The following is a 26010-nucleotide window of genomic DNA, read 5'->3' on the forward strand; positions in this document are numbered from 1 at the left end:
CCTGATTGTCGTCCCGGCTTCGCTCCGTTCGCCATTTGTACAAATAGAGCCAGCAACTTTTAATCAATACACCAAAGCCTCCCGACCCTGAGAGTTGGGAGGCTTTTGATATATAAGACATCACCAATTGGATTTTATAGCCTGTTCAAAACAGGCTTGGAGTGATGAGTGCTGCCCATATTGGGGCGCGTTCATTGGGGAGAAAAAGTATGACCGATAAAACTGTCGAGACGATGAAGTCGCATAAAATGAGAGCTGTTATTTTTTGGATTATGTTCGGTTTTTTTTCAGGGGTGTTATTTCTTTCGTCGACCATGGTCAACTACGAGCGTCCCTATAAGTGGGAAGATGGGGGAATCATCACCCACCAGGGTAAATCGTATAAGCTCCAAGAGATAGCTCAGCCCGATGAAAAGAAATGATGGTCGCCAAAGAAGAGAATGGGGAAAGTGAGGTGCCGCGACTCGCCTGAGGCACAAAGCCTTCGCTTCCAGATGTCTCAGGCATCTGAGAGCCAACGTGCTGCGCGTGAATTAAAGTATCTTCTGGCCAGGGAACCCGTATGTGATGTGGTCCGTAAAAAAGAAACAGCCCGTTCGCTCTTCAGAGTGAACGGGCTGTTTTGTGTGGGTCCCCAACCAGCCTTCCTGAAGCAAACGGCTGGTCTGCATCGAAACCTGTTCGACAAAAAGGGGGCAAGGCGTCGCCAGCAAGAGGACGATGGCTTACTTGGGCAAATCTGAACTTCCGCTAAAAATACAAATCCCTCGCCTTGCCGCCGCGGATCATTTCGACATTCTGCCGCGCCTTTTCCCGATGCTCGGACTTGGGGACCCTATCGAGTTCGTTATCGACCAAGGCGTAGCCTAAGGTCTTAACCTCGGGTGAGGCGTAATCCTCCAGGTATTCGGACAGGGTCATCAGGGCATTCGGGTGGCAGACATTCTTGATCTGGCCGCTTTTGGCGAGCGCCATGAACCGGTCACCGGTCCGCCCGGATCGGTAGCAGGCGGTGCACCAGGAGGGCACCAAGCCCTCTTTCATCAGCCAGTGGATAATTTCATCGGCCGAGCGTTCGTCGTTCTTGGCGAACTGAGCGGTCAGGTCGGGATCAATCACCCCGGTCTCGCGGCGCCTTTTCTCCGCCATATAACCGCCCACGCCCACTGCGCTGCAGGCGCTCATCTGGGTGATGCCGCAGTCGAGCAGATCTTTGCGCATGGCAGCGCTTTCCCGAGTGGAGATGATCATGCCGGTGTAGGGCACGGCCAGTCGCAACACGGCCACGATCTTTTTGAAGGTCTCGTCGTCGGGTGCGTGGGGATAAACGGTGTCCAGATCCACCCCGGTGGCCGGACGGATGCGCGGCACCGAGATGGTATGAAAGCCGACTCCGTATTCTTTTTCCAGGTGCTCGTTATGGATCACCATGGCCAGGGCTTCAAAGTAGGGATCGTGGAGACCGAAAAGCACGCCAGCGCCGACATCGTCAATGCCGCCGGTCATGGCTCGGTCAAAAGCGGTGGTGTGATACCAGTAGTCCTTTTTGGGGCCATTGAGATGGTATTTTTCGTAGGAGGGCTGGTGATAGGTTTCCTGGAAGAGAATATAGGTGCCGATGCCCACGTCTTTTAACTTGCTGTAATTCTCCACCGTGGTCGCGGCAATGTTGACATTGACCCGCCGAATTTCTCCGGAAAGGTCCGCCTGGGTCTGATAAATGGTGCGCAGGCATTCGAGGATGTAGTCGATCGGGCAATTGTCATCATCCTCGCCGGCCTCGAGCGCGATCCGCTTGTGACCCATATTGACGATTTCGATGATCTCGTCGCGGACCTCCTCCTGGGTCAGTTTGCGGCGCTTGAAACTGTGGCAGTCGTTGTAGGAACAGTAGGCGCAACGGTTGACGCAGTAATCGCTGACATAGAGCGGCGCGAACATGACAATGCGATTGCCGTAGATCTCATCCTTGATGCGACGGGCCACCTGAAAGAGCCGGGGCAGGTGTTTGTCGTCCATCTTGAGCAGGATGGCCACCTCAAGATGGGTCAGTCCGGCAAACCGGGACGCCTTGTCGAGAATTGTCTCGATTTCGCTATCCGGGGTCGCAGCCGCCTGAGCCAGGATGGTCTCGATCTCGCCGGGACGGATAAATTCTTCAATTTCCATATGTTCTATTAACATAGAGTGACCTCTCGCTCGGGCGGCAGGTGGTTGTTCACGAACAACCACCTGCTGTCGTCATCAAAAATGTACCGTATATAAAAATGGGTCAACCCACGCACCAGCCCAAACAGCGTGAGCTGGTGGGCGTTGCATATGCAGATCATAGCGGGGAAACGCCGATGCAGACCGTTCTGCAAGGCGCCCGGTCCGGCATTGACCTCCCCCGCTCTTCCATTGAACGTTTCTTGCAACAATAGGTGCAATGCTCCGTGCGGGCAAGCATCTTAGGCCCGGGCACAACCGGCGGCTTCGGGCTGCGCCTGCTTGTTGCCGGTTGCGACGGAATGGTCGTGAGCCGGAAAGACGTCAAAATTCTCCACAATAAAGAGATAGACCAGGATGCCGACCGACACCAGGCCGATGGAGAGAAACAATTCAGCGGCCGAGGGGAAGTAGCTTTCACCCGCAGCCTTGGCCATGCCGGTGAACACCACATTGCCGCGATTCAGCGCCACACCCAGGACCAAAAGCACGGCGTTACGCACAATCATCTTCTGCGTCATTACCTTGCCGCGCAGTTTGTAGCTCCAGAAAAAATAGAGCGGCAACACGCAGCCAATGGCCAGCTCAAGCAGGCACATCAGGCTCTCCGTATCGAGGGCAAACAGCGAGCCGATCTGGCCGCGAATAGCCAGATCGGAGAAACGGAGCACCGCATAGAAGCTCATCACATACCCCGACCATTTGGCCAGGAAGGTCATGGCCGGCTCATCCCAATCGTGCCCGAAGAAACGGCCCGCCAGGGCGGTTTCGCAGGTGACCATGGCCGGACCAACCGCCACCGCCGAGGAATAGTACAAAATCGGCAGCAGCATGGTCCACCACAATTCGTTGAGCTTGCCCAGGGTCAACACGTACATCGATCCCAACGACGATTGATGCATGGTCGAGAGCGCAATGCCGCCGATGACCAGCGGCGCGGTCAGGCTTTTAAAAAAGGAGGAAAGCTTGACCAGGCCCATTCCCTTGAACAGGGTTGGAGCAAATTCACAGGTGAGAACAATGGTGTATAAGAGAACGCACATGTAGAGCTCGAACATGACCGAATGTTCGCCCCAACTGAAGATGGGGTGCCACCAGCCGTACCAGCGGCCAAGGTCCATCAAGAGGCCGAAGCCGACCAGGCAGTAGCCGAGCCAGGCGGTGAGGATGGCCGGTTTGACCACGGATTTGACCTTCTTGACTCCGAGCACGTAGTAGATGCCGGCCGTGGTGAACCCTCCGGCGGCGAGGGCCACGCCCAGCTTGACATCGATGAAGATCCACAGTCCCCAGGGCCAGGCGTCGGTCAGGTTGGTCATCTGCAGGCCGTTCACTAGGCGATAGGCCACAATCCCGACAAAGACCAGGGAAAAAGCGATCAGGATCAGCCGGAACGGGGTCATCTTAAAAGTAATTCTGTTACCGTTGATGGTCATGACTGCGGCCCTCCTGTGCTGTCCTGTTTGTCCTCCGCAATGGCGTTGCGGCGCTTGTTGAAGAAGTAAAGCCCAGAGAGGATCGCGGTCCATCCGACCAGGATCATCGGCAGTTTACTGAGAATCTGCCAGGTGAAGGCCGGGAGCGACTCCTGGGGTACCGCTGTTTTGAAACCGAGCTTGTTAAACGGCTGATCGGAGAGATACAGCCAGGCCGTGCCGCCGACCTCGGTCTCGCCGAAGATGTGGTTGACATAGAGCTGCTTGTTGCCCTCAATGTGTTTGTGGGCCTCTTGCACCAATTGATCACGGTCGCCGAAGGTCATCACCTGGTTGGGGCAAACCGCGATGCAGGCGGGCTGTTCCCCAGCAGCCACCCGTGATGAGCACATCTGGCACTTGGAAACCTTGGGAAAGGACTTGTCCCACTCGTACTTGGGAATATTGAAAGGGCAGGCGACCATGCAGTAGCGGCAGCCGACGCAGAGATCCGGGTGATAGACCACCGGTCCCTCCGGTGTTTTGCGCAGGGCCCCGACCAAACAGGAGGAAGCGCAGGCCGGATCAACGCAGTGCAGGCACTGTTTTTTGGCAAAGCGCCAGGCCGCCTGTCCGCTTGTATCGGTGACGTCGTGTTTGCTGACCACGGTCCAGTTGATATCCACCAACTGGGCCTTGTCGCCCAGGGTGGGTTTGTTGACTTCATCGTATTTTTTTTCGTTCCAGAGCTTACAGGCGACGGTGCAGGCGCCGCAGCCAAAGCATTTGGTCATGTCGACCAGGACTCCTTTAGACATAATCAATCCTCTTGGTTCCGGCTTACGCCTTGGTCTTAGCGGTCAGGTGCGCGCTGCGGTCGGTGTAGGTAGTGTGCAGCAGTTTGTGCGCCATTTCCCCATTGGGCTTACCCAGGTAATCGGCGTACAAATCCATCACTTCCTTGTTTTCGTGGCTCAGCCGTTTTTTGTAGAGCTTGGCATCAATGGTGTAGATCGATTTCATTCGTTCCTGCCGGACCCAGTCACTGGGAGGGACTGAGGTTTTGGGTTGCCCGCCGCCGCTGATACAGCCACCGGGACAAGCCATGAACTCGATGAAATGATAGCGAGGCGGACGTCCGGCCTGCTTGTCGGCCCGAATCTGATCGAGCAGTTGCCGCGCGTTGCCCAGTCCGCTGGCCACCGCGACTCGCAGTTCACCCACGCCCGGCACGTTGAGGCTCGCCTCTTTCACGCCCTGCAAACCGCGGACAGCGGTGAGATTCAAGAGCGCGTCCGGCGGATTTTGACCGGTCAGCAGAAAGTATCCGGAACGGATGGCCGCCTCCATCACGCCGCCGGTGGCGGCAAAAATGACCGCCGCGCCGGTGCCTTCGCCCATCAGCGAATCATAGGGTTGAGGCTCAAGTTTGGCCAGGTCGATGCCTTTTCCTTTGATCATCCGGGCCAGTTCGCGGGTGGTGAGGACAAAATCGACATCGCGCAACTCAGGATTGCCAACAGCGGCCCCGGCGCTGTTCATCTCGCCCCGGGCGGCTTCGTATTTTTTTGCGGTGCAGGGCATGATTGCCACGGAAACAATCTGCTTGGGGTCGATGCTTTTTTTCTTGGCGTAGTATGATTTGGCCACTGACCCCAGCATTTGTTGCGGCGATTTACAGGTGGACATGTTTTCGAGCAGATCGGGATAGAAGTATTCACAGAACTTAACCCAGCCCGGCGAACAGGAGGTGAACTGGGGCAGAGCGGTCGGGATGTGGCCATGATCGCCCTGAGCCTGCCCTCCACCGGCGGCCTTGATCCGGCTGACCAGCTCGGTGCCTTCTTCCATGATGGTGAGGTCGGCACTGAAGTTGGTGTCAAACACTCGGTCAAACCCAAGCTGTTTCAGGGCCGCAACCATCTTGCCTTCGACAATCGAACCGGCCGGCATGCCGAATTCCTCACCGATGGCGATGCGGGTGGCCGGCGCAGTCTGGACAATCACATGGAGTTTGGTGTCGCTGATCACCTTGAGGACCTTTTCGATGTCATCGCGCTCACTGATGGCGCCGGTGGGGCACCACAGGGCGCACTGGCCGCAGTTGACGCAGGTGATGTCGTCCTTGATCGGCAGTTCGTAAAACCCCTCGACGCTCTGGACGCGCTCGCAGGCCTCGGCACACTGGCCACAGAGGATACATTTGCGGTCATCGCGGACAATGGAGGGATTGTTAGGATCGATGGGTACACGCCCACGCACCTGAACCGGCCAGGAACCGGGGGCATTATACTGCTGCGGGGTCCAGCCCTCGCCACCGATAGGTTTTCCGGCATCCTTGCACCCTGATAGAGTCGCAAGGGCGCCTGCCATGCCGGCGGTTCCCAATCCTTTCAGGAAAAACCGTCGGGAGCACTGTGGGTCGATTGTACTCTTAGTCTTCATATACCACGTCCTTCGCTGGAGTTTTGCCACAGCCTCTTCTGCCTCTGCTGACAGTTCCGCCGCCCATTTTGCCGTTCGTTGCCTTGAGGCCCAAGTGAAGATTCATCCTCGTCACTTGGCCACAAGCCTTACCGCTTCACTGCAACGATTCCTTTTTAAGGAACTTAATACTGATAAAAACGCGTCAACCGGTACCACATAACGCCTATATAGAGAATTAATTCTCTATATATATTTTAGATAAAAATGGCTGATTTGTCAATTATATTTAAATGTAGAGATGCCGGATCAAAAGGAATTTTTTTGCAAATTTTTGAAAGGCGCAACCGTGAAAACAAGCAGCGGATATCGATGACGACGAATGGGAAAAACAGCAAGAGCGGGGTGATGATAGGATCTGGAAAGAGAGCCGAGGGCGGGGTGTAAACAACAGGGGAAGGAGGTGAGGGGTGGCAGGTGACAGGTCAGATAAATCTGACCGAAGTGGCATTGAGGTATTTTTTTTCCAGCAGGGAGACGATGCGGCGGACGATGTTGCGGCGCAGGTCCAATTCCTGTGGTGTGTTGGGGTCCTGATGGGCCTCGTTGATCCGGGTGCCGACGATAAAGTGGATAATATCGCTGCCCAGCATGAGGCGAACGATATCCCCGGCCGGATTGGCCGGTAACCGCTCGACCCTGATGTCCGTGGCCAGAAATTGGGCCACATGGGCCAAGGTCAGGGCTCCCTCGGTAATCAGATCGATACCTTCCATCCGGGCCGGCGGCGGCATGCCGGTATCGGCTTGGGTGAGGTCAACCGTGATCGGCCGCTGTAGGATGCGGCCGACAATAGTGGCGGTGGTGCCGCCGCAGATGATTTTTTTACCGGAGAACGTCATGGCGGCCTGGGCCAGTTCAAAATCACGCTGGGGGGCAAAGGGTGGTCCGGTCATGATCAACAACTGCCTTGGCACCCGGAAATGGATGACCGCGCAGCTGATGTCGTCCCGGGCGCAGCCGCTGTCGTTGGCCAGCGCCTGATCCATCAGCGCCGCCGTCAGTCGCCTGGAGGAGATGTCGGGCGTGGCGCGGATGAGTTCCCTGGCATATTCAACCGCTTTCTCCTGGGTCCAGCCCAGGGGCATGCTTTTTTGCCCCATGCCCGACTGGGTTACGCCGTCGGAAAAACAGAGCAGCCTGTCGCCGATTTCCAGCGTGAGCCGGCCGTGATAGATCAGCCGCTCCTTCCACCGCTCCAACGTAATCACCGACCGTTCCAGTTCGACCTCCTCCGCGCCGCGCAAGAGCACCAGTGGCGGGTTGCCGTGCTCGATAAAGCGCAGCGACCCGCTTTCGTCCAGATCGATCAGGGTGAAGGTCGAGTAACTGATCTTGCGCACCTCGCAGATCGGCAGGGTGTCCATGATCGAGCGGGCCCAAATGCGGGTGTCGGTGCAGGTGGAGGCGAACTTGAGGGCCATGGCGGCGGTGAGGTTGGCCAGGACCGAGGCCTTGACCCCGGAGCCCAGTCCGTCGGAGAGCACGGCCAGGATCCGTCCTTCCTCCTTGATCCGGTGGGACAGAAAGACATCGCCGCAGATGGACTGCCGATTTTTGCAGCGCTGGGCGTGGTCGACATCGATGAACGCGGTTTCAGTCACGGTTGTCTCCACCGTCGTCCCCCTCGATCTTGGCCGGTGAGAACGATTCAATGATGCTGTTGAGGGTGACCTCGGATTCAGCGGCATTTTCTCCGAGCAGGTAGGCAATTTTCTGCACGGTCGCCAAATTTTTCTGGATGACCTCGCGGGCTCGCCGGATCACCTGCTCCTTCTGCACGGCCGGCCGGGTGATATCCTGGAGAATGGCACCGACCACGGCATGCGGATCAATGGTGAAGATGGACAGGTGGAGAATGGTGTCGACGAAACGAACATCCCGGTCGAGGATATCCATGTCGTTTTTCAAGACGCTTGCGAACAGATTGTGAAAGGGCAGGAGACCGGTCAGGCAGAGACCTTCGAGTTCCACCGGTGCCGCCGCTGGATAGTGGTCATTGATGATGGCGACAAAGGCAGCATTGCATTCAAGAACCCGCAAATCGCTGTCCACAATGACCACGGCCGACGGCATCTTATGGATAAGAACATTGGCCTTCTTGAAGGCCAACTGGCGCATCCAGGAGACGCACATGGCCCGCTCGGCCCGCTGGGCGATCAGCGCCTTGCCGAATTCCCGGCAGGAGTCGTAGCCGCAGCCGCCGCAGTTGAGTTCATCCTCAATCGATCGTTTGCCGATGGAGCGCAGCACCTCGCTGATGCGGGCTTCCGTGGGAGGCGGCTGACTGAGCGGCAGCGCTTTGATGGGCCGCTGGATCTCGATCTCAGGCAGGCGCGGAACAGCGTGCGCGTCTGGCAAATGGGCGTTGACCAAAACCCGGTGCCGTTTGGCCACCGTGTTGCCCGGACGCGTGACCTTGGGACCATTGATACAGCCTCCCTCGCAGGCGAGCAGCTCGAGAAACAGGCCCTGCTCAAGAGGACCGAGATCCTCGAGCCCGTCCAGGGCATTTTCCACGGCCGGCAAGCCGGAAAAGCTCATGAACGAGGCATCGTCCACGCGGCAATGGGCCCGAATACCGGCAATCATGCCGCCATCCACCGGGTACAAGACTCCTTCCTCGGCCGCCTGGGGAACAAACAGGTCTTCTGCTCCGGGTGTCAGCGAGCGTGGATCGACCCGTTCCGCCGCCAGCCAGAGACGGAGGTCCTCAAAGGTCAGGGCAATATCGAGCAGATCGGGGTTGTCGTCAGCCTCGAGTTTCTTGGCAATGCAGGGGCCGATAAAGACGATGGCGATGGTCTCGCCAAAGTGGCGGCGCAGCATCCGGCAATGGGCCAGGAGAGGGGAAAAGAGGCCGGTGACCGCCGCTGTCAGGTGCGGCCGGTGCTTTTGGACATAGGCCACCACGGTCGGGCAGGCCGAACTGAGCAGGATCTGGCCCGGTTGTTCCCGAAGGGATTGGGCCACATGGGCGCTCACCTGCTGGGCGCCAAGAGCGGTTTCCGAGACGCCGGTGAAGCCGAGCCGCTTGAGCGCGGCGATCATCTGATCAGCAGTGATGTCGGGAAACTCAGTGATCCAGGAGGGGGCGAGAGAAACAAAGACCCGCGGCGGCAATTTGACCAGTTGCCGGGCCCGGGGCAGGTCGTTGCGCACATGCTTGGCGGTATTGGGGCAAATGGAAACACAGGCGCCGCAGTAGATGCACATCTCCGCCACAATGGTGGCGTAGGCGTCCTGCACCCGGATTGCCTTGACCGGGCACTGGCGGACGCATTTGTAGCAGTCCTGGCACTCGTGCTTTTCGGTGTAGATGGGCGAGCGGTTATCCATCGTGCGCCTCCTTGGCCGTGGCGAGGTGGTGTTTGAGCAGCTCGGGAAAACAGGACGGCTGCACATTGGAGTACAGGGTGTCTTCAATGGTGATGTGCGGCCCCTGGGTGCATTGATCCTCGCAGAGATGGCCGGAGATTTCCGGCGCAAATCCGGCCGACTCGGCACAGTGACGAAGGTTCTCAATCGCTTTCCCGTTGTTTCCCCGGGAATAGCAGGAACTGCCCATGCACACGGCGATCCGCAGTGTGGTGGGCGTTTTCGTCGGCTTTTTTTGCGCTCGGCCTCGCCGTCCGCCCTGGCCGGTCCCGACATGGCGGCCGAGAGCGGCAATCTGGTCACGGATCTGGCGATCGCTCTGGTCGGCGGCCTCCACCCGGTCGGCCTTGCCGGGATAAATGGTGTAGAGTTCGCGAAAACGGGGCGGGGTCAGATTGGGCATGATGACATTCGCCCCGCGTGTGAGCGCCCTTTCCCGTCCCTGCCCGGCATCCATCACCGCCACTGCCGTGGTCGCCGGAATATTGGCATCCGGGCGAATGATGCGGGCTAGAGCCAGAGTTTTGCAAGTCATCTCGATGGAGGGCTCCACCTGAGCAGAGGAAGGCAAGGGGGGAGGCATCTGGCCGAGTGGTGTCTCCGGATGAACAATAAAGGGGCCGATGCCGATCATGTCGAGATCAAGCTCACGGAAAAGAAGAATATCGTCGGCCAGAGTTTCATAACCCTGACCGGGGATGCCGACCATGACCCCGCTGCCGGTTTCATAGCCGAGCTGCCGTAACCGGCGGAGGATGGCCAGCCGGTCGGACACCTTGGTGCCGCGGTCGGGGTGAATGGCTCGGTAGAGGGCCGTGTCAGAAGTTTCAAAACGCAGGAGGTAACGGTCTGCCCCGGCCTCATGCCAAAGCTGCAGATCGGATTCACTGCGTTCCCCCAGGCTCAGGGTCAGGGCCAGCGAGGTGGTGGCCTTGATCTGACGGATGAGACCGGCCAGCCATTCAGCCTCAATCCCCTCGTCCTCACCGGACTGGAGCACCAGAGTGCCGTAGCCAAGTTGCATCGCCTGCGCAGCGCACTGGAGGATCTCTTCGGCTTCCATCCGGTAGCGGCTGACCTGATGGTTGGCAGCCCGCAGACCGCAGTAGTGGCAACTGCGGGCGCAAAAGTTGGAGATCTCCACCAAGCCACGCAGATGCACGGCCTCGCCGACGTGTTCCCGGCGGGTCCGGTCAGCCCAGTCCCAAAGGAGCTGCAATTCCTGCGGGTCGTTGCAGCGGAGCCAGTGGAGGATTTCCTTGCGATCCACGATTATCTGCCTCCGGGCAAGCCCTGCGCCATTGAGCGCACCAGTTCCAGGGCAGCGGGAAAGGGACTCAAGGCCCGCTCGAAGATGCCCAGGCTGAACGAAATCGCCAGGCCGTAGTTGGTAATAGGAACCCCGGCCTCGCGGCAGTGGATGATGCGGCTGAGCACCTCGCGGCGGTTGAGCATGCAGGAACCGCACTGGATCACCAGTTGGTACTCGTGCAGGTCGGGTGGAAAATCGTGTCCCTGGACGTGGGTAAAATCAAGCGGTCCGCCGACATACTGGGTCAGCCAGCGGGGAATTTTAACCCGGCCGATATCCTCGCCAATGGGATGATGGGCGCAGGCCTCGGCCATCAGCACCCGGTCGCCCGGTTGGAGGCGGTCAATGGCCAGTGCCCCTTCCACCTGGGTGAGCAGATCGCCCTTGTTGCGGGAAAAGAGGATGGAAAAACTGGTCAAGGCCACCTCGGGCGGCACATCGGCGGCGACTTTGAGAAAGGCCTGCGAATCGGTAACCACCAGCTTGGGCGGTGATTTGAGCAGGGAGAGGGCATGGCGCAGTTCGCGTTCCTTGACGACCATACACAGGGCGTCTCCATCCAGCAGGTCGCGGATGGTCTGCACCTGGGGCAGGATCAGCCGCCCCTTGGGCGCCTCCTTGTCGATGGGCACCACCAAGACCGCCGTTTCGCCCGGACCGACCAGATCGGAGACAATGGCCGAGCTGCTAAGAAAATCGGCGGGGGTCTGTTCGATGATTCGTTGCTTGAGCGCACCAATCCCCTCTCCGTTGATGGCGGCGGTGTGCACCAAGGGGATTTTTTTGACGGTCAGCTCTGCGACCAGGGCCTCCGGGGCGCTGGCCTGATCGGCTTTGTTCATCACCACCAGCACCGGGATTTCACGCGCGGTCAATGCTGCTAAGAGTTCGGCCTCGAATCCACCCCATTCGCCGGCAGCGGCGACAAGAATGCCCAGATCGGTGCGGTCGAAGACCGCGCGGGTGCGGGCGATGCGCAGCTCACCCAGGGCGCCGACGTCATCGACGCCGGCGGTATCGATGAACAGCACCGGTCCGAGCGGCAGGAGTTCCATCGGTTTCTCCACCGGATCGGTGGTAGTGCCGGCCACATGGGAGACAATAGCCACCTGCTGGCGGGTGATGGCGTTGAGCAGGCTCGATTTACCGACATTGCGGCGGCCGAAAAGACCGATATGGAGGCGCAGGCCTTTGGGTGCGGTTTGGGACATTTTATTTATGTATTTTTTCGTTGGGTGAAGGCACAAAGCCGAGGCGGCAGACAGCGGTTGCACTGGTCAGCTGATCGAATTGTTCGCCCGTGATCCCGGCCTCGGATTGGGCGAGATCGCGGACGGTCGCACCGGTTTGCGCGGCCAGCACGGCTATTGCCGAGGCGCGTTCATGGCCGATGGTCGGCAACAGAGCCGTGGCGGCCGCGGTGGAATTTTCCACCTGGCGGGCACAGCGGGTTTCGTCCACCTCGATACCGCTCACGCAGTGGCGGTAGAGGATATCATCAGCCTGGGCCAGGAGCTCAAGGTTGTCCATCAGGGTCATGGCCACCAGGGGAAGGAAGGGATTGAGTTCCAGATTGCCCGAGGCGCAGGCGAGAGTCAGGGCGCTATCGTTGCCGATCACCAGCATGGCCGCCTGGCTGACCGCTTCGGGGATGACCGGATTGATCTTGCCCGGCATGATGGAAGAACCGGCCTGCCGTTGGGGCAGTTGGATTTCCGCAAAACCGGCATCCGGGCCGGAGCTGAGCAGGCGGAGATCGGAGCAGATCTTGAGCAGATTGGTCGCGTGCGCTTTAAGAATACCCGAAACCTCGACAAAGGTATCGGCGTTCTGGGTGGCGTCGACCAGATTTTCCGCGCGGGCCAGGCTGAGCCCGGTTAACTCGCGCAGGGTCTCAGTGACCTCAAAGATGTAGCGCCGTGGGGCCGCCAGACCGGTGCCAACGGCGGTGCCGCCGAGATTGACCACCCGCAACCGTTCATGGCATTTCGAGATCCGCCAGCGATCCCGGTTGATCGCCTCGGCATAGGCGCCAAAGGCCCGGCCGGCGGTGATCAGGACCGCGTCTTGCAGCTCGGTCCGAGCCACCTTGACCACATGGGCCCAGCGCTGCTCCTGCTGCTGAAAGGCCTCCTGCAAAGCGACCACGTTCTGTTCCAACCGATCAAGCAGGAACAAAGCGGCCACCCTGAGCGCCGTGGGGAAGACATCGTTGGTCGATTGGTGGAGATTGAGATCGTCGAGCGGGCTGACGCGGTCATAGGCCCCCTTGGTGCTGTCCAGGAGTTCAAGCGCCCGGTTGGCCAGAACCTCGTTGACGTTCATATTGGCGCTGGTGCCGGCCCCGCCTTGCAGCCCGTCAACGACCACCGCCTCGACAAGTCCACCCTCGGCCATTTCCCGGCAAGCGGCAACAATGGCCTCGGCCTTGGCGGCGTCATCGCTCCAGGCCCCTAAGCGGCGGTTGGTTTGGGCGGCAGCCAGTTTCACCCAACCCAGGGCGCGAACGAGCATGGGATGCAGCGGCCGGCCGGAGAGGGGAAAATTGTCCAGCGCGCGCAGGGTGTGGATGCCCCAGAGGGCTTCGCTGGGAACCTCGCGCGCGCCGAGCGCATCCGTTTCTGTTCGGGTCGGGGCCATGCCGCTCACGGAAAGAGGGGGGAAAGGAATCTATCAGTTGCGATTGTCCGGTTCATGGCAGACACTGTAAGCGGGACCAAGGAAGCGGCCAAGCAAAAAAGGCGAATACAGGCGCCAGAGAGGCTGATGGCCACCAGCAAAAAGACGGTCTGCACCCTCACGATACTCGACAGGACTCCGGTATCAGCCCAATACCGGAGTCCACGCCCACGCATTTAGGAGTAGAGAAGCGTTGTCGAATATTTACTGCACGGAACAAGAAACGCCCTGCGCCTCTGATGGTTAAAAGTTCTTCCGCGGCACGACGGCCTGTCGCGAGAGCCGCCAACGATTGCCCCACCACGACAGGAGCAGCGGGTTCACCCCTCTCAGCAGGCGTCCGCCTGGACCGAACCCGTCGACATCTGGGCTAATTCGGTATGGATGGCCGTAATGACCGTGTCCAGGGTCGCATGGGAGATGATCGACTCGCCGACAGCCACATTCGGTCCTTCGCCACACATCTCGAAACAGAAGGAGGCCTGCACCTGGACTTTGTCGTCGAGATCATTGGCCTCGACATACTTCATCAGTCCCTGGATGATGGCCTGCGAATTGCGCAGAAAACAACCGGTTCCGGCGCAGACCTTAACGGTCAACACTCCATCGCCCAATTCTTTGGCCTTGGCCAGGGCAATATCCTCGGCCCCGGCGCGGCGGCGGTGGTGATAGTGGGTGTGGAGCAGGCGATGCGACTCGCGGCTGCCCGGTTCGTCCAGGTATTTCTGGTAGCATTCGTTGACGAAATGGTTTTCCTGGGAGCAGTGCAGGTCGAGCAGCCGGTCAGCATTGTACAGTGACTCGGTGCGTGCCCGCCGCCGCTCGGCGATATCGCGGCCAACCGGCTGACCGGCGCCACCGATGCAACCGCCGGGACAGGCCATAACCTCAACCAGATCAACAGTGAGGGAGCCATCGAGAATCTGGTTCATCACCTCGCGGGCCTTGGCCAGGCCATGGACAATAGCCAGCTTCAGCTCCAGGCCCCCGACCTCGGTGCGGATGATGCGCAGAGCCTGCTCACCGCGGATCTCCTCGAATTCCGGGTCGACCGGGTTCTGACCGGTGATCTTGCCGACCGCGTAGCGGAGCACCGCCTCGGTGACGCCGCCGCTGTTGCCAAAGATGACGCCGGCGCCGGTTTTGAATCCCATGGGCATATCGAAGCTGGCCGGATGGAGTTTGTTCAGCGCCAGGCCCGATTCCTCAATCATCCTCGCTAATTCCTGGGTGGTCAGGACAAAGTCGACATCCGGAGAACCCGCGGTGCGAAACTCGGGCCGCCGGGCCTCGAACTTCTTGGCCGTGCAGGGCATGATCGACACCATGACAATATCCTTGCGTTCCCGGCCGAGTTGCGCCGGCAAAGTGTGCTTGACCATGGAGCCCATCATCTGCTGCGGCGAGCGGCAGGAACTGAGGTTGCCCAGCAGTTGCGGAAAAGACTGTTCGGCAAACTTGACCCAACCAGGGCAGCAGCTGGTGAACAGGGGCAGGCGTTCGCCCTTGGTCTTGCGGGCGATGAACTCGTTGGCCTCCTCGATCACGGTGAGGTCAGCGGTGAAGCTGGTGTCGTAGACGATGTTAAAGCCCATCCGTTTCATGGCCGCCACCACCTGTCCGGTGGTGTTGAGGCCGTAGTCGCTGCCGAACTGCTCGCCGATGGCCACGCGAACCGCCGGGGCGATTTGAGCGACCACTACGGTGTTGGGGTCGTGGATTGCCTTCCAGACCGCATCGATCTCCGAAGCAGGGGCGAGGGCGCCGGTGGGGCAGACCGTTGCGCACTGGCCGCAATTGATGCATTCCCCCGCACCCAGATCCCGGCCAAAGGCGGGCAGAACAGCCGCCTCATGACCGCGGTAGGCGAAATCGATGGCGCCGATTCCCTGGATTTCATCGCAGAAGCGCACGCAGTCGCCGCAGAGCACGCACTTGTTCGGATCGCGGGTCAAGGCCGGGCTTGAGGTGTCCACTGGCTTGGGCTGGTGGATGGAACGATAGCGGATTGTAGTGATGCCCAGACGGCGGGCAATATCCTGCAGCTGACAGGAGCCGCTGCGGGTGCAGCTGGTGCATTCCCGGTCATGGTTGGCCAGAAGCAGTTCAATCGAAATTTTGCGAATTTCCCGCAATTCCTGGGTGTTGGTGCGCACTACCAGGCCCGGTTCCGGCGGCGTGGAACAGGCGCCGAGAATGCCGCGTCCCTCGACATCAACCAGGCAGAGACGACAGGCCCCGTAGACGCTCAGGTCGGAGTGATAGCAAAAGGTGGGCAGGTCGATGCCCGCCTTGCGGACCAATTCCAACAAATTTCTCTCGCCCTCGATGGTCACCGGGCGGCCGTCAACGGTGATGGTGGCGGATGGTGTCTTCATCATGCATGCCCTCCTTGCAATCCTTCGACTGCTCCAAATTTGCAGGACAGCAGGCAGGCCCCGCACTTGATGCATTTTTCCTGATCAATCGCATGCGGCTGTTTCAACTCGCCACTGATCGCCTCGACCGGACATTTTTTTACACACTTGCCGCACCCCTTGCATTTCTCCGCATTGATCCAGGGCTTGAGTAGGGCCTTGCACTGGCCGGCGGGACACACTTTGTCTTTGACGTGGGCCTCGTACTCATCGGCAAAATGGCGCAAGGTTGAAAGCACGGGGTTGGGGGCGGTCTTGCCCAGGCCACAGAGCGAGCCTTTCTGTACCGCCAGCGCCAATTCCCTCAACAGCGGCAGGGTTGTCTCATCCGCCTTGCCTTCGATGATGTCGTCCATCATGGCGAGCATCTGGCGGGTTCCCTCACGGCAGAGCACGCATTTACCGCAGCTTTCGCGCTGGGTGAATTCCATGAAAAACCTGGCTACAGCCACCATACAGGTGCCTTGATTCATGGCAACCAAGCCGCCGCTGCCTACCATGGCGCCAACAGTGCGCAACGAATCGAAGTCCATAGGCAGGTCGAGATGATCTTTGGTCAGGCAGCCGCCGGAGGGACCACCGATTTGCACCGCCTTGAACCCTGCCGGATCAATGCTGCCGTCATCGGCAGTGATGCCGCCGCCGATATTGTAGACGATCTCCCGTAAGGTGGTGCCAAAGGGGACTTCGATCAAGCCGGTGTTGGCCACGTGACCGGTGAGGGCAAAGGTTTTGGTGCCCGGAGAAGCGGGGGTGCCCAGTTCGCGGAAACGAACCGCACCTTCCCGAATGATGCGGACGGCATGGGCCAGCGTCTCGACATTGTTGATAATGGTCGGTTTGCCCCACAGGCCGCTCTCGGCCGGAAACGGCGGCTTGGGCCGGGGCATGCCGCGCTGGCCCTCGATGGAGGCGATCATCGCGGTTTCCTCGCCACAGACAAAGGCACCCGCACCTTCCATGATCTCGCAGCTAATATTGAATCCGGAGCCAAAGACATTCTTGCCCAGGATGCCGCGCTCACCCGCATCCTTGACAGCCCGGCGCATCCGCTGGACCGCCAAAGGGTACTCGGCGCGCACATAAACCAGGGTTTCGTCGGCGCCAATGGCGCGGGCCGCGATCATCAACCCCTCAATGACACTGTGGGGATTGCCCTCCATCACGCTGCGGTTCATGAAGGCACCTGGGTCGCCTTCATCGGCGTTGCAGATTACATATTTTTTGTCATCAACCTGCCGGCGGGCCGCTTCCCATTTCCGGCCGGTGGGAAAACCACCACCGCCCCGGCCCCGGAGGCCGGATTCGGAGATTTCCGTGCAGATCTCTTCCTGGCTCATCTGCACAAAGGCCTTTTTTGCCGCTCGATAGCCGCCGTTACGCAGATATTCATCGAGATTATCCGGGTCGATAATGCCGCAATCACCAAGGACAAAACGCTGCTGCCGGGTGTAAAAGGGAATGTCGTCAGTCCCTTTACAGGTATGCTCTGTCCCGGGTTCGATATACAGCAGCCGTTCGACCACACCGTTGCCGAGCAGGCTGACTGCAATGATTTCCTCGACATCAGCTGGTTTGACCTGGTTGTAGAGGATGTTCTCAGGCAGGATCGTCACCAGGGGGCCCATTTGACAGAAACCCTGGCAACCGCTGCGGGTTACAGCGGTTTTGCCGCTGTTGTCGTTTTCCTCGCGAAGCTCCAGGGTAAAGGGCAGATTATATGCCTGCATCCGCTCCTGAAAGGCAGCATAAACCTTCATGGCGCCATTGGCGACACAGCCGGTCCCGGCGCAAAGAATGACCCGGCGCTGTGCGCCCATCAGAGGATCCGGATGGTTTGTTGTCTGCTCCATCATGTGCATGATACTTTCTCCCGTTCCTCGATTTCGTCGATCATTTTTACCGCAGCCTCAGGAGTGACCTGGCCATGGATTTCCTCATTAATGACAACCACCGGGGCCAACCCGCAGGCGCCAAGGCAGGCGACGGTCTCCACGGTGAAGAGCATGTCTTCGGTGGTATTGCATTTGCTCGATAACCCCAGCCGCTTGTAAATGGCCTCCAGGATAGGAATGGAGCGCTTGACGTGACAGGCGGTCCCGTCACACAACCGGATACAGTATTTGCCCTTGGGTTTGAGGGCAAAGTGGGAGTAGAAGGTGGCAACACCGAAGACTCGCGCCGGTGGCACATCCAAGCCGGTGGCGACAAAGGTCAGGACATCCTCGGGCAGATAGCGGTACTCTTCCTGGACGGCCTGGAGAATCGGGATCAATCGTTGTGGTTGGTTGTCGTTCTGATCAAGTATCGCGCAGACTTTTTCGAATCGGCGCGCCGGAGTCTGCTGCAGTATGGTTTCCATTTCAAGTGCATTCATGTTTTGGACGCTCCTTTTGAACGGGACTCGGCCAGCTTTCTTGTCATTTTTTGTGACAGGACTGCCAGCGAGCAGTAAAGATCCTCATTGGTGACAATAATTCGTTCCGGGACCTGTATCTTGGTCGGGGCGAAATTCCAGATTGCCAGGACTCCGCCTTCAACGAGCAGGTCGGCTGCATGCTGCGCTTCCGAGGCGGGAACCGTGATGATGCCGAAACGAACCCGCATTCTGCGCATCAGGTTGGGCAGTTTGCTGATGTGGCGGACATGTTTGCCATGAATGACCCGATGGCATTTATTCGGGTCCACGTCAAAAGCGGCTACGATATTGAGGCCGCATTCGGCAAAGCCCGGATACCCCATCAATGCCTCGCCCAAACTGCCCGCGCCCACAAGAAAAGCCTCGGTATTTGTGTCCCAGCCGAGAAATCTTTCGATGGCGCAAAGCAACTCGTTCAGATCGTAACCGACCTTTGGTCTTCCCACGGTTCCGGTCATTTCAATGTCTTTCCGGATTTGCGTGGGATCGAGCTTCAATTCCGTCCCGATCATGGTGCACGAAACCCCGGCGCGTCCACCGTCGCGCAGCTGTTTCAAGAGGCGGTAATAAAGCGGGAGGCGGCGCAGTGTCGGCTCAGGAACGCTCATTGCACTATTCCGGGCCTTCTTCACGATCGATTCATCCATGACCATTCCCTCGGAACCTCTTTTAGAGAAAGAGATACTGATTATCCGCCACTCTTGCGTTATCTTGGCATGTTATATCGAGAATAAATTCTCTATATAAATATTGACAAAATAATTTTTATTTGTCAATCATAAAAAATGAATAATTTTTTTATATTCTTGAAAAAACAACAAGATGAATGAAAAGTGGCTCGTTTTTTTAATAAAAAAAGCGTTATAATTGAGCGCAGAAAGATTGGGTCGAAAGGAGAGGCCGGTGCCATCAACCAATCAAACAGGTTATGATTGAGGCGCTTCCTGGCTTTTACGTTGCGGGATTTACGGAGGACCGTAAAAAAGAAACAGCCCGTTTGCTCTGATGAGCGAACGGGCTGTTTATATGTGGCGTCCCCAACCGGATTTGAACCGGTGTTGCCGGCGTGAAAGGTCGTCAGGGAAAGATCAAGGCGATTCCATCCAATGTTAAATCGACATCAAAGGAAATTTTCTATCTTCTTGAAACGTTCTGGATCAAGAAAAAGGCCCCCGGTAAGGCCCCCAGGATCGGCGGGAGTTGAATCCAGTGCCTTGCTTTCATCCCAAAGCCTTTCCGGCATGACGGGATACATGCGGGACACCATCAAATCAAAAACGTGGTACACTCCTTATTGTATTATTGCTTCAAAGCAGAAATCATACCAATTGTGGCTACAGTTTCGGTATCGCTCACAGTCGCAATATTTTTCACCACACCTGAAATAATCGTTTTTCCTTTATCCATCTTGCTATCTACGATTTGAATCGCTTCTAAACCTGTATTTCCTATTTGAATAGAACCTGTAATAGTACCATTTTTAGCAAGGTTCAAATTCCCTCCTGATACTTCTAATGTCGCCTCATTCGGATTAGCTTGGAAATCAAAATATGTCAGTGAGCTTATATTAGAAACAACGTTGCCATTTTTATCTATTCCAATGATACCTTTAACGTACCCAGGATTTTGAGTAAATATCGTTTCAGTTGTTGGTCTATCTCCAGTTGTTATGGTAACTGTTTTTGTTATCTCTGACACCGTAATGTATACATACCACGTCCCAGATAAATTTGGTTTCGCAAAACCAGTTGCTGCAAACAGATTATTTTGTTGAAAAATCAAAAACGACAAAATGGTGACCGCTAGCACTGTGAATTTTTTCATGACAAATTCCTCCTTCAATTTATTGTTTTCATAGGAATGCTGTAAAGCGCGCCTGAACAATGTAACGCTTCGACTCTAGTTGAAAAACATGGCATGGTTGAGGAGATGCATACCGCGATCCATTTCCCCAGAATATTTTCATTTGCTATTCTGAGCTATCCCCTAACCCCGCAATGAATTTCGACCGCTGGTTACTCAAAAATAATTCATAAATACTGTTCTGACTGTAGACAATCCATATTTATCTTCACATTGTCAACAATTTTTTGAAAAGATGAACGGCAACGCAGAAATTTGCCACCTTGAACACTGTAGCACCCCGTGTACTTAGAAAATCGGAGTCCGGCCCCTATTATTCGTGTGTCTTATTCTAGTCGTGCAATACACCCTGAATTGTTATTGCGGGGATTGTTCACCCGGCTGCTGACCGGATAGGCCTCCAGCATGCTTTCCGGGCAGGGGTGCAGCATGGAAAGCAAGTCTTCTTTCTGAGTGCCAGCATCTATCCAGGCTGGCAAATTATCATTCGTCAAAATGACCGGCATTCGGTCGTGAATGGTTGCCATCAGACTGTTGGCCGTGGTGGTGATGATCGCGCATGATTCGATGACTTCACCATCTGTACCTTGCCAATGCTCCCACAACCCTGCCAACGCAAAATATCCGCCACCGGCTGGCCGAATGAAAAAAGGTTGTTTGTTGCCTTCTTTATGCTGCCATTCATAGAATCCGATCGCCGGGATAATGCAGCGCCGATGCCGGAAGGGGCTGCGTGGTGAACGCATTGACCGGGCTCAATAATTCTTTACAGAAGGAAGGCCCCCACGAGGCCCCCAAAATAGGAACAGGGTGTTAACTCTGATGAGCTAACACCCTGTTTTTATGTGGCGTCCCCAACCGGATTTGAACCGGTGTTGCCGGCGTGAAAGGCCGGTGTCCTGGACCAGACTAGACGATGGGGACAAGTCCTGATTGCTGTGGTGGTGGGTCGTGCGCGATTCGAACGCGCGACTCTCTGCTTAAAAGGCAGATACTCTACCGGCTGAGTTAACGACCCTTTGATTTCGAGAGCCTCTCTCTACTAAGTTCCATTTAGGGTGTCAATGAAAAATAGTAGAAGCGAATTATTATTTCCCCTCTCAGGGCCAGCCAATTCCTGGAGAGTATCGCCTTACGCTAATTTCCTTGTGGTCTCCAAGCGGGTTTGCTAGAACAATCACAGCATATTTGATGTGGTAACTTATGGACAGGTCGTGTTCGGCGAACATTCACCAGTGTGGTTTACTATGGGGTTATTGACGGGTTCGGCATCGCTGACGCGTTTTTCGGTTGTGGGGGAACTTCCCGATTCATTCTGGGAATTTGCCGGTCAAAGGGTGGCGGCAAAAAGTTTCAAGGATATTGACGACACCATGGATGAATACTCCATTGGTTGGGTCTCGGTAGCCGACATGTTTGACGCCGGTTTTGCCTACAGTTCCTATGCTGCGGGAGATTATATCGCCCTGACCATGCGGATCGATGAGCGCAAGGTGACGCCGTCGGTACTGAAAAAGTATGTCATGAAGGAAGAAGAGCGGATTAAGCGGGAAAAACAGATCCCGCGTTTGAACCGGGCAGCCCGTCTGGAGATTAAAGAACGTATCCGCTCGGAATTGATGCGTCAATCACACCCTGTCCCGTCGACCTACGATCTCTGCTGGAATCTCGCTGACAACACTTTGCTCTTTTTCTCCACCAGCAAAAAGGCGATGGCGCTTTTGGAGGATTTGTTCAAGGAAACCTTCAACCTCTCGCTGATTCTGCAGATCCCCTGGCTCACCGGCCTGCACATGGCGGAAGGTGAAGCCCTGGAAAAATACGAAGAAATGCGGCCCGCCATTTTGCTCTGATCGGAAAATAAAAGACTGCTTACCCTGAACACGATGGAGGAGAGATGAACGGCTCTGTGCTTGCGGCTCTCGTTATTGCTGCGCTGCTTGTGGTTGTCCTGATGTTGAAAAATCGGGCTTCGCAAAAGAAATCCATGGAGAGCGAAACCGATGAACAGCCTGCAAGGCTCATCCCCCAGCCGGAGGACGGGCGTGCGGAGGCGGTAGAGCCTACGGTGATGCAGGAAGAGGTTGCCGCCGCGGTTGTACCGGACGAGTCCGAGCCCCTGCCGGTTGCAGATGAGGCAGTGGTTGCCATCGACGAGGCCGAAGAGTTGTCGGGAACGCTTGCGTCGCAGCCGGTGACCCTTGCCGACGATGAGCTGGAACTCGTTGATTTGGAACCAGAATCTGTCCTTGATGATCAGGATGAGGTTCTCGAGATGGTCGAGCTGGAAACAGTCCCGGTCGAAACGGCTTCGATCCCTGAAATTGCGGCGATCGACGAAGAGCCGGAGTTTGCCACCGAGACCGTTTTGGCGATGCCGGGAACGGAGGCCGTTGAGCACGAGACAGTCCCTGTCGTCGAGGCGGAACCTCCTGTTGCTGAGGTGGCAGAGGCAGAGGCCCCCATCGCCGAACCGCTCGCAGCGGCTCAAGAGGAGACAGCCGAAGAGGTGGTCGATATAGCCGATCTTCTGGCAGCCCCATCCCCTGTCGAAGCCATTTTACCGGTCGTTCGCTTGACCCTGGATGCCTATTCGGCCCGCTTGAATGGACTCGAGGAACGCCAGCGATCCATGCTGACCCAGGCCATTGGGCGCGGGGACGATCAGCTACGGGACCGGCTGCAGCGTGAGCTGGTCATCATGAACGACAAGTTGGCACTCCTGGCCGATAGTTATGTCGAGGAAGTGGCTTGCTATCAGCAGGTTTTGGAGGTCCTGGAACAATTGCCGGGTACGTTGGGGGGGGCCAGCTTGGCAACTGCCATCGAGCAGTTGCGAGCCGGCGACGCGACGGCGGCGGAAGAGTTTTTAACCGGATTGGGTGAACAGCCGCCTCCCTTTGCCGGGCGGGTTGCCTACAGCCGCGGCCAACTGGCCGAATCCCGGGTCGACTTGCAAAAGGCGTTGGAGCTGTATCGGCAGGCCGTGGAGCAGGAGCCGGACAACACGCAGTATCTGCAGGCCGCCGGGCGAACGGCGCGCAGTCTCTATAATTATAAGGCCGCTCTGCCGTGGCTGGAATCCTTTGTCCGGTTGTCAAGGCAGAATGGCGGCAGCGATCCCCTGGCTCTGGCTCTGGCCCAGCGGGAGTTGGCGTATACCTACGTGCTGAGCGGTCAATACCAGAAGGCTGGACCTCTGTACAAGGAATCGATGACCGTTCTGGCCAAGAAACTGGGGCAGGATCATCCGGAGATGGCCACCAGCTGGTGCCAGATCGGCGAATTGCAGGAAACGCTTGGGGAGTATGACAAGGCAGTGACCCTGTACAAGAAGGCCTTGGAAATCCTGGAGAAGAAGCGGGGCCTCGAGCATCCGGTCCTGGCCAATATCCTTGCCAAACTGGCGGCCCTCTGCATGGAGTTGGAGATGGAGAAGGAGGCCGTGCCCCTCTACGAACGACTGGTCCGAATCAGGGAAAAGGCCCTGCGTTCGACCCATCCGCAACTGGCCATAAGCCTCAACAGTCTGGCTGAATCCTATCGCCTTCAGGGGCGATACGCCGAGGCCTTCACCTGCTACCAGAAATCGTTGGCGATCAATGAAACCCTGCATGGTCCGGAGCATCCGAGCGTGGCCGCTATTCTCCAGGAATTGGCCAAGTTGTGCTCCAGTCAACGCCAACCCGAGGAGGCCAAGCGGTACCAGGATCGGGCCGCCGCTATTTTCAAAAAGAGTGTCGAGGCCTCGGAGAAAAAATCCGGGGCAGGAGCTTTGACGCTGGAACTTTAACCCTTGCGGGGCTTTTTCCGGCAAGTGAACGGGATAGTATATGATGGATCTAGTCGACCTCATTCAGGAAAAAAAATTTCTCGGTCAGGAGTTTCTCGCCTGGCTCTGGTATAAGTCGGAAGAACGCGGGGGTTATGTTGAGGTGCCCAGCCGGGGCGATGTTCTGGTGGTTTTCGAAAAACACATGCTGCTTGAGTACGGTGAGGGCGATGCCAGCGAAAAGGTGATTTGCCGCGGTTTGCAAACCGAGTTGAAAGAGGCGCGGGCCGGGCTCGGTCTGGCAAAAAAGCCGGAGCAGGCCCGTATCCGTCTGGCCCACGGCGAGTATGAATTTGGTGTGACCCTGGCGGCCGCAATCTTTGAGTTTCGCAATGTCCGCCTGCCCAAAACCGTCGATTCGGTCGATGAGGGTAAGAATGCTGAAAGCATGGAGGGTCGGATCCTGGAACGGATTGCCCTCTTTGAACAGTTGACCCACCTGGTGGGCGACCTGTTCCGGATGTACATCAATATCAGGGCCTCAAAACTTTGGAACGAGGAACTGGTCAAGATTCGCGCTTGGATCGAATCCGGCGCTCATCAGGGATAAATCCTTAACCAAGACGCTGCACCTATGGAATTTGAAACCGTGATCGGGCTGGAAATCCACGCCCAGATGAAGACCAAAAGCAAGATTTTCTGCGGCTGCTCCACTGAGTTCGGTGCACCGCCCAACACCCACACCTGCCCGGTTTGCCTGGGCATGCCGGGCTCTTTGCCGGTGCTCAATCGTCAGGTGGTGGAGTCGGCCATCAAACTGGGACTGTCCACCGGTTGCACGCTGAACCGGGACAACCGGTTTGCCCGCAAGAACTATTTTTATCCTGACCTGCCCAAGGGCTATCAGATTTCCCAATTCGATCTGCCTATCTGCGAACACGGCCAGATCGAGATCGAGGTGGAGGGGCAGGTACCCAAGACCATTGGCATCACCCGTATCCACATGGAAGAGGATGCCGGCAAGCTGGTGCACGACGAGCGCGAACCGGTCAGCTATGTCGATCTTAACCGTACCGGCACGCCGTTGCTGGAGATTGTTAGCGAGCCCGATCTCCGTTCGCCGGAAGAGGCGGCGGCCTATCTGAAAAAGTTGCACGCCATTGTCCGCTACCTGGACATCTGCGACGGCAACATGCAGGAAGGCAGTTTTCGCTGCGATGCCAACATTTCCCTGCGGCCGGTGGGGCGGAAGGAACTCGGCACTCGCACCGAGCTCAAGAACATGAACTCGTTTCGCAATGTGCAACTGGCCCTGGAGTATGAGGTGCGGCGGCAGCGCGACCTGTTGCTGGAGGGGGGCAAGGTGGTACAGCAGACGCTTCTGTGGGACGCCGACAAGGGGCGCACCGAGTCGATGCGGGGCAAGGAAGAAGCCCACGATTACCGCTATTTCCCCGATCCGGATTTAATCCCCGTGGTGCTGGACGAGGCCTGGATCGAGGCGGTCCGAAGGCTGCTGCCGGAACTGCCCGACAAACGGCGGCTGCGGTTTGTCCGTGATTTTGAACTCAGCGACTATGATGCCGAGATCCTCACCGCTTCGCGCGAACTGGCCGACTATTTCGAGGAGGCGTACCGGGCGTTCGGCAACGCCAAGAAGCTCGCCAATTTTATCGGCACCGAGCTGCTGCGCGAGTACGGACCGGAACGGATTGGAGCCTGCCCGGTGCGACCTGGGCAACTGGCCCGCCTGCTGCTGATGATTGAGGAAGGGACGATTTCGGGGAAGATCGCCAAGACGGTCTTTGCCGAGATGCTCGTCTCCGGTGCCGATCCAGAGCAGATCGTCAAGGATAAGGGGCTGGTGCAGATGAGCGACGAGGGTGCTTTGGTTGCCTTGGTGCGCGAGATCATTGCCGCCAATCCGGAACAGGTGCAGCAGTTTCGCGAGGGCAAAACCAAGGTGATCGGCTTCTTCGTCGGCCAGTTGATGCAGAAAACCAAGGGTCAGGCCAACCCGCAGCTGGCCAACACGCTCTTCCAACAGGAGCTCAACACCTAGG

20 protein-coding genes and 2 tRNA genes are annotated in these 26010 nt (G+C 57.4%); 5 read left to right on the plus strand and 17 right to left on the minus strand.

What is annotated here, in order from left to right:
- Positions 1 to 209: 209 nt before the first annotated feature.
- Positions 210 to 422: a hypothetical protein gene (locus ACHZCX_RS11620; RefSeq protein WP_319587394.1), complete on the plus strand. Its 213-nt coding sequence runs from the start codon at positions 210 to 212 to the stop codon at positions 420 to 422.
- 328 nt (positions 423 to 750) lie between these two features.
- On the opposite strand, the gene hydG is transcribed toward ACHZCX_RS11620, so the two are convergent.
- The 17 genes from hydG to ACHZCX_RS11705 all read right to left on the minus strand — a co-directional run bounded on the left by hydG (position 751) and on the right by ACHZCX_RS11705 (position 21193).
- A complete protein-coding gene (gene hydG / locus ACHZCX_RS11625) occupies positions 751 to 2184 on the minus strand; it encodes a [FeFe] hydrogenase H-cluster radical SAM maturase HydG (protein ID WP_319587395.1) in 1434 nt (477 codons plus the stop codon).
- 266 nt (positions 2185 to 2450) lie between these two features.
- Positions 2451 to 3644, minus strand: a complete 1194-nt coding sequence (locus tag ACHZCX_RS11630; protein ID WP_319587396.1) for a hypothetical protein — start codon at positions 3642 to 3644, stop codon at positions 2451 to 2453.
- Entirely contained in the window at positions 3641 to 4441 is an 801-nt protein-coding gene (locus tag ACHZCX_RS11635; RefSeq protein WP_319587397.1) for a 4Fe-4S dicluster domain-containing protein, read from the minus strand. The genes ACHZCX_RS11630 and ACHZCX_RS11635 overlap by 4 nt, the downstream gene beginning before the upstream one ends.
- Before the next feature lie 22 nt (positions 4442 to 4463).
- On the minus strand, positions 4464 to 6068 hold the full coding sequence (locus tag ACHZCX_RS11640; protein WP_319587398.1) for a [FeFe] hydrogenase, group A: 1605 nt from the start codon (positions 6066 to 6068) through the stop codon (positions 4464 to 4466).
- Positions 6069 to 6532: 464 nt separating this feature from the next.
- Positions 6533 to 7711: a SpoIIE family protein phosphatase gene (locus tag ACHZCX_RS11645; protein WP_319587399.1), complete on the minus strand. Its 1179-nt coding sequence runs from the start codon at positions 7709 to 7711 to the stop codon at positions 6533 to 6535.
- Positions 7704 to 9446: a [Fe-Fe] hydrogenase large subunit C-terminal domain-containing protein gene (locus tag ACHZCX_RS11650; RefSeq protein ID WP_319587400.1), complete on the minus strand. Its 1743-nt coding sequence runs from the start codon at positions 9444 to 9446 to the stop codon at positions 7704 to 7706. Before ACHZCX_RS11650 ends, ACHZCX_RS11645 begins: the two co-directional genes overlap by 8 nt.
- Positions 9439 to 10755 (minus strand): [FeFe] hydrogenase H-cluster radical SAM maturase HydE, encoded by a 1317-nt coding sequence (gene hydE / locus ACHZCX_RS11655; RefSeq protein WP_319587401.1) that lies wholly within the window; start codon positions 10753 to 10755, stop codon positions 9439 to 9441. The genes ACHZCX_RS11650 and hydE overlap by 8 nt, the downstream gene beginning before the upstream one ends.
- A gap of 2 nt (positions 10756 to 10757) precedes the next feature.
- The gene (hydF, locus tag ACHZCX_RS11660; protein WP_319587402.1) at positions 10758 to 12008 is read right to left on the minus strand and encodes a [FeFe] hydrogenase H-cluster maturation GTPase HydF; all 1251 of its coding nucleotides are present in this window, start codon (positions 12006 to 12008) and stop codon (positions 10758 to 10760) included.
- 1 nt (position 12009) lies between these two features.
- Positions 12010 to 13437, minus strand: coding sequence for an aspartate ammonia-lyase (locus ACHZCX_RS11665; protein WP_319587403.1), 1428 nt, complete (start codon positions 13435 to 13437; stop codon positions 12010 to 12012).
- A 368-nt stretch (positions 13438 to 13805) separates the two neighbouring features.
- Positions 13806 to 15857 carry a [FeFe] hydrogenase, group A gene (locus ACHZCX_RS11670; RefSeq protein ID WP_319587404.1) on the minus strand — a complete coding sequence of 684 codons (2052 nt, stop codon included), beginning with the start codon at positions 15855 to 15857 and terminating at the stop codon, positions 13806 to 13808.
- Positions 15854 to 17755, minus strand: a complete 1902-nt coding sequence (locus ACHZCX_RS11675) for an NADH-ubiquinone oxidoreductase-F iron-sulfur binding region domain-containing protein (protein WP_319587405.1) — start codon at positions 17753 to 17755, stop codon at positions 15854 to 15856. The genes ACHZCX_RS11670 and ACHZCX_RS11675 overlap by 4 nt, the downstream gene beginning before the upstream one ends.
- Positions 17746 to 18270 (minus strand): NAD(P)H-dependent oxidoreductase subunit E, encoded by a 525-nt coding sequence (locus tag ACHZCX_RS11680; protein ID WP_319587406.1) that lies wholly within the window; start codon positions 18268 to 18270, stop codon positions 17746 to 17748. Before ACHZCX_RS11680 ends, ACHZCX_RS11675 begins: the two co-directional genes overlap by 10 nt.
- Positions 18267 to 18959, minus strand: a complete 693-nt coding sequence (locus tag ACHZCX_RS11685; RefSeq protein ID WP_319587407.1) for a redox-sensing transcriptional repressor Rex — start codon at positions 18957 to 18959, stop codon at positions 18267 to 18269. The genes ACHZCX_RS11680 and ACHZCX_RS11685 overlap by 4 nt, the downstream gene beginning before the upstream one ends.
- A 652-nt stretch (positions 18960 to 19611) precedes the next feature.
- Positions 19612 to 20136: a hypothetical protein gene (locus tag ACHZCX_RS11690; protein WP_319587408.1), complete on the minus strand. Its 525-nt coding sequence runs from the start codon at positions 20134 to 20136 to the stop codon at positions 19612 to 19614.
- A gap of 365 nt (positions 20137 to 20501) precedes the next feature.
- Positions 20502 to 20921, minus strand: coding sequence for an SOS response-associated peptidase (locus ACHZCX_RS11695; protein ID WP_319587409.1), 420 nt, complete (start codon positions 20919 to 20921; stop codon positions 20502 to 20504).
- A 100-nt stretch (positions 20922 to 21021) separates the two neighbouring features.
- A tRNA-Glu gene (locus ACHZCX_RS11700) sits at positions 21022 to 21099 on the minus strand.
- A gap of 18 nt (positions 21100 to 21117) precedes the next feature.
- Positions 21118 to 21193 (minus strand) — tRNA-Lys (locus tag ACHZCX_RS11705).
- Positions 21194 to 21368: 175 nt separating this feature from the next.
- On the opposite strand from ACHZCX_RS11705, the gene rdgC reads away from it, so the two are divergent.
- From rdgC to gatB, 4 genes are read left to right on the plus strand one after another with little or no spacing between them, the layout of a single operon-like run.
- Positions 21369 to 22028: a recombination-associated protein RdgC gene (gene rdgC / locus ACHZCX_RS11710; protein ID WP_319587410.1), complete on the plus strand. Its 660-nt coding sequence runs from the start codon at positions 21369 to 21371 to the stop codon at positions 22026 to 22028.
- Between the two features lie 44 nt (positions 22029 to 22072).
- Positions 22073 to 23968: a tetratricopeptide repeat protein gene (locus ACHZCX_RS11715; protein ID WP_319587411.1), complete on the plus strand. Its 1896-nt coding sequence runs from the start codon at positions 22073 to 22075 to the stop codon at positions 23966 to 23968.
- A gap of 40 nt (positions 23969 to 24008) precedes the next feature.
- Positions 24009 to 24557 (plus strand): hypothetical protein, encoded by a 549-nt coding sequence (locus ACHZCX_RS11720; RefSeq protein WP_319587412.1) that lies wholly within the window; start codon positions 24009 to 24011, stop codon positions 24555 to 24557.
- Positions 24558 to 24581: 24 nt separating this feature from the next.
- Positions 24582 to 26009, plus strand: coding sequence for an Asp-tRNA(Asn)/Glu-tRNA(Gln) amidotransferase subunit GatB (gene gatB / locus ACHZCX_RS11725; RefSeq protein WP_319587413.1), 1428 nt, complete (start codon positions 24582 to 24584; stop codon positions 26007 to 26009).
- Position 26010 lies beyond the last annotated feature (1 nt).

The organism is uncultured Desulfobulbus sp. (assembly GCF_963662935.2).
Taxonomy (GTDB): domain Bacteria; phylum Desulfobacterota; class Desulfobulbia; order Desulfobulbales; family Desulfobulbaceae; genus Desulfobulbus.

Bases quoted from the DNA above. Each gene is read 5' to 3' on its own strand.
- hydG (WP_319587395.1), bottom strand. From the start codon at position 2,184: ATGTTAATAGAACATATGGAAATTGAAGAATTTATCCGTCCCGGCGAG.
- ACHZCX_RS11635 (WP_319587397.1), bottom strand. From the start codon at position 4,441: ATGTCTAAAGGAGTCCTGGTCGACATGACCAAATGCTTTGGCTGCGGC.
- ACHZCX_RS11715 (WP_319587411.1), top strand. From the start codon at position 22,073: ATGAACGGCTCTGTGCTTGCGGCTCTCGTTATTGCTGCGCTGCTTGTG.
- hydF (WP_319587402.1), bottom strand. From the start codon at position 12,008: ATGTCCCAAACCGCACCCAAAGGCCTGCGCCTCCATATCGGTCTTTTC.
- ACHZCX_RS11620 (WP_319587394.1), top strand. From the start codon at position 210: ATGACCGATAAAACTGTCGAGACGATGAAGTCGCATAAAATGAGAGCT.
- ACHZCX_RS11695 (WP_319587409.1), bottom strand. From the start codon at position 20,921: ATGCGTTCACCACGCAGCCCCTTCCGGCATCGGCGCTGCATTATCCCG.
- ACHZCX_RS11670 (WP_319587404.1), bottom strand. From the start codon at position 15,857: ATGATGAAGACACCATCCGCCACCATCACCGTTGACGGCCGCCCGGTG.
- ACHZCX_RS11665 (WP_319587403.1), bottom strand. From the start codon at position 13,437: ATGGCCCCGACCCGAACAGAAACGGATGCGCTCGGCGCGCGCGAGGTT.
- ACHZCX_RS11640 (WP_319587398.1), bottom strand. From the start codon at position 6,068: ATGAAGACTAAGAGTACAATCGACCCACAGTGCTCCCGACGGTTTTTC.
- ACHZCX_RS11680 (WP_319587406.1), bottom strand. From the start codon at position 18,270: ATGAATGCACTTGAAATGGAAACCATACTGCAGCAGACTCCGGCGCGC.
- ACHZCX_RS11690 (WP_319587408.1), bottom strand. From the start codon at position 20,136: ATGAAAAAATTCACAGTGCTAGCGGTCACCATTTTGTCGTTTTTGATT.
- ACHZCX_RS11720 (WP_319587412.1), top strand. From the start codon at position 24,009: ATGATGGATCTAGTCGACCTCATTCAGGAAAAAAAATTTCTCGGTCAG.
- ACHZCX_RS11650 (WP_319587400.1), bottom strand. From the start codon at position 9,446: ATGGATAACCGCTCGCCCATCTACACCGAAAAGCACGAGTGCCAGGAC.
- ACHZCX_RS11685 (WP_319587407.1), bottom strand. From the start codon at position 18,959: ATGGATGAATCGATCGTGAAGAAGGCCCGGAATAGTGCAATGAGCGTT.
- gatB (WP_319587413.1), top strand. From the start codon at position 24,582: ATGGAATTTGAAACCGTGATCGGGCTGGAAATCCACGCCCAGATGAAG.
- ACHZCX_RS11675 (WP_319587405.1), bottom strand. From the start codon at position 17,755: ATGCACATGATGGAGCAGACAACAAACCATCCGGATCCTCTGATGGGC.
- ACHZCX_RS11630 (WP_319587396.1), bottom strand. From the start codon at position 3,644: ATGACCATCAACGGTAACAGAATTACTTTTAAGATGACCCCGTTCCGG.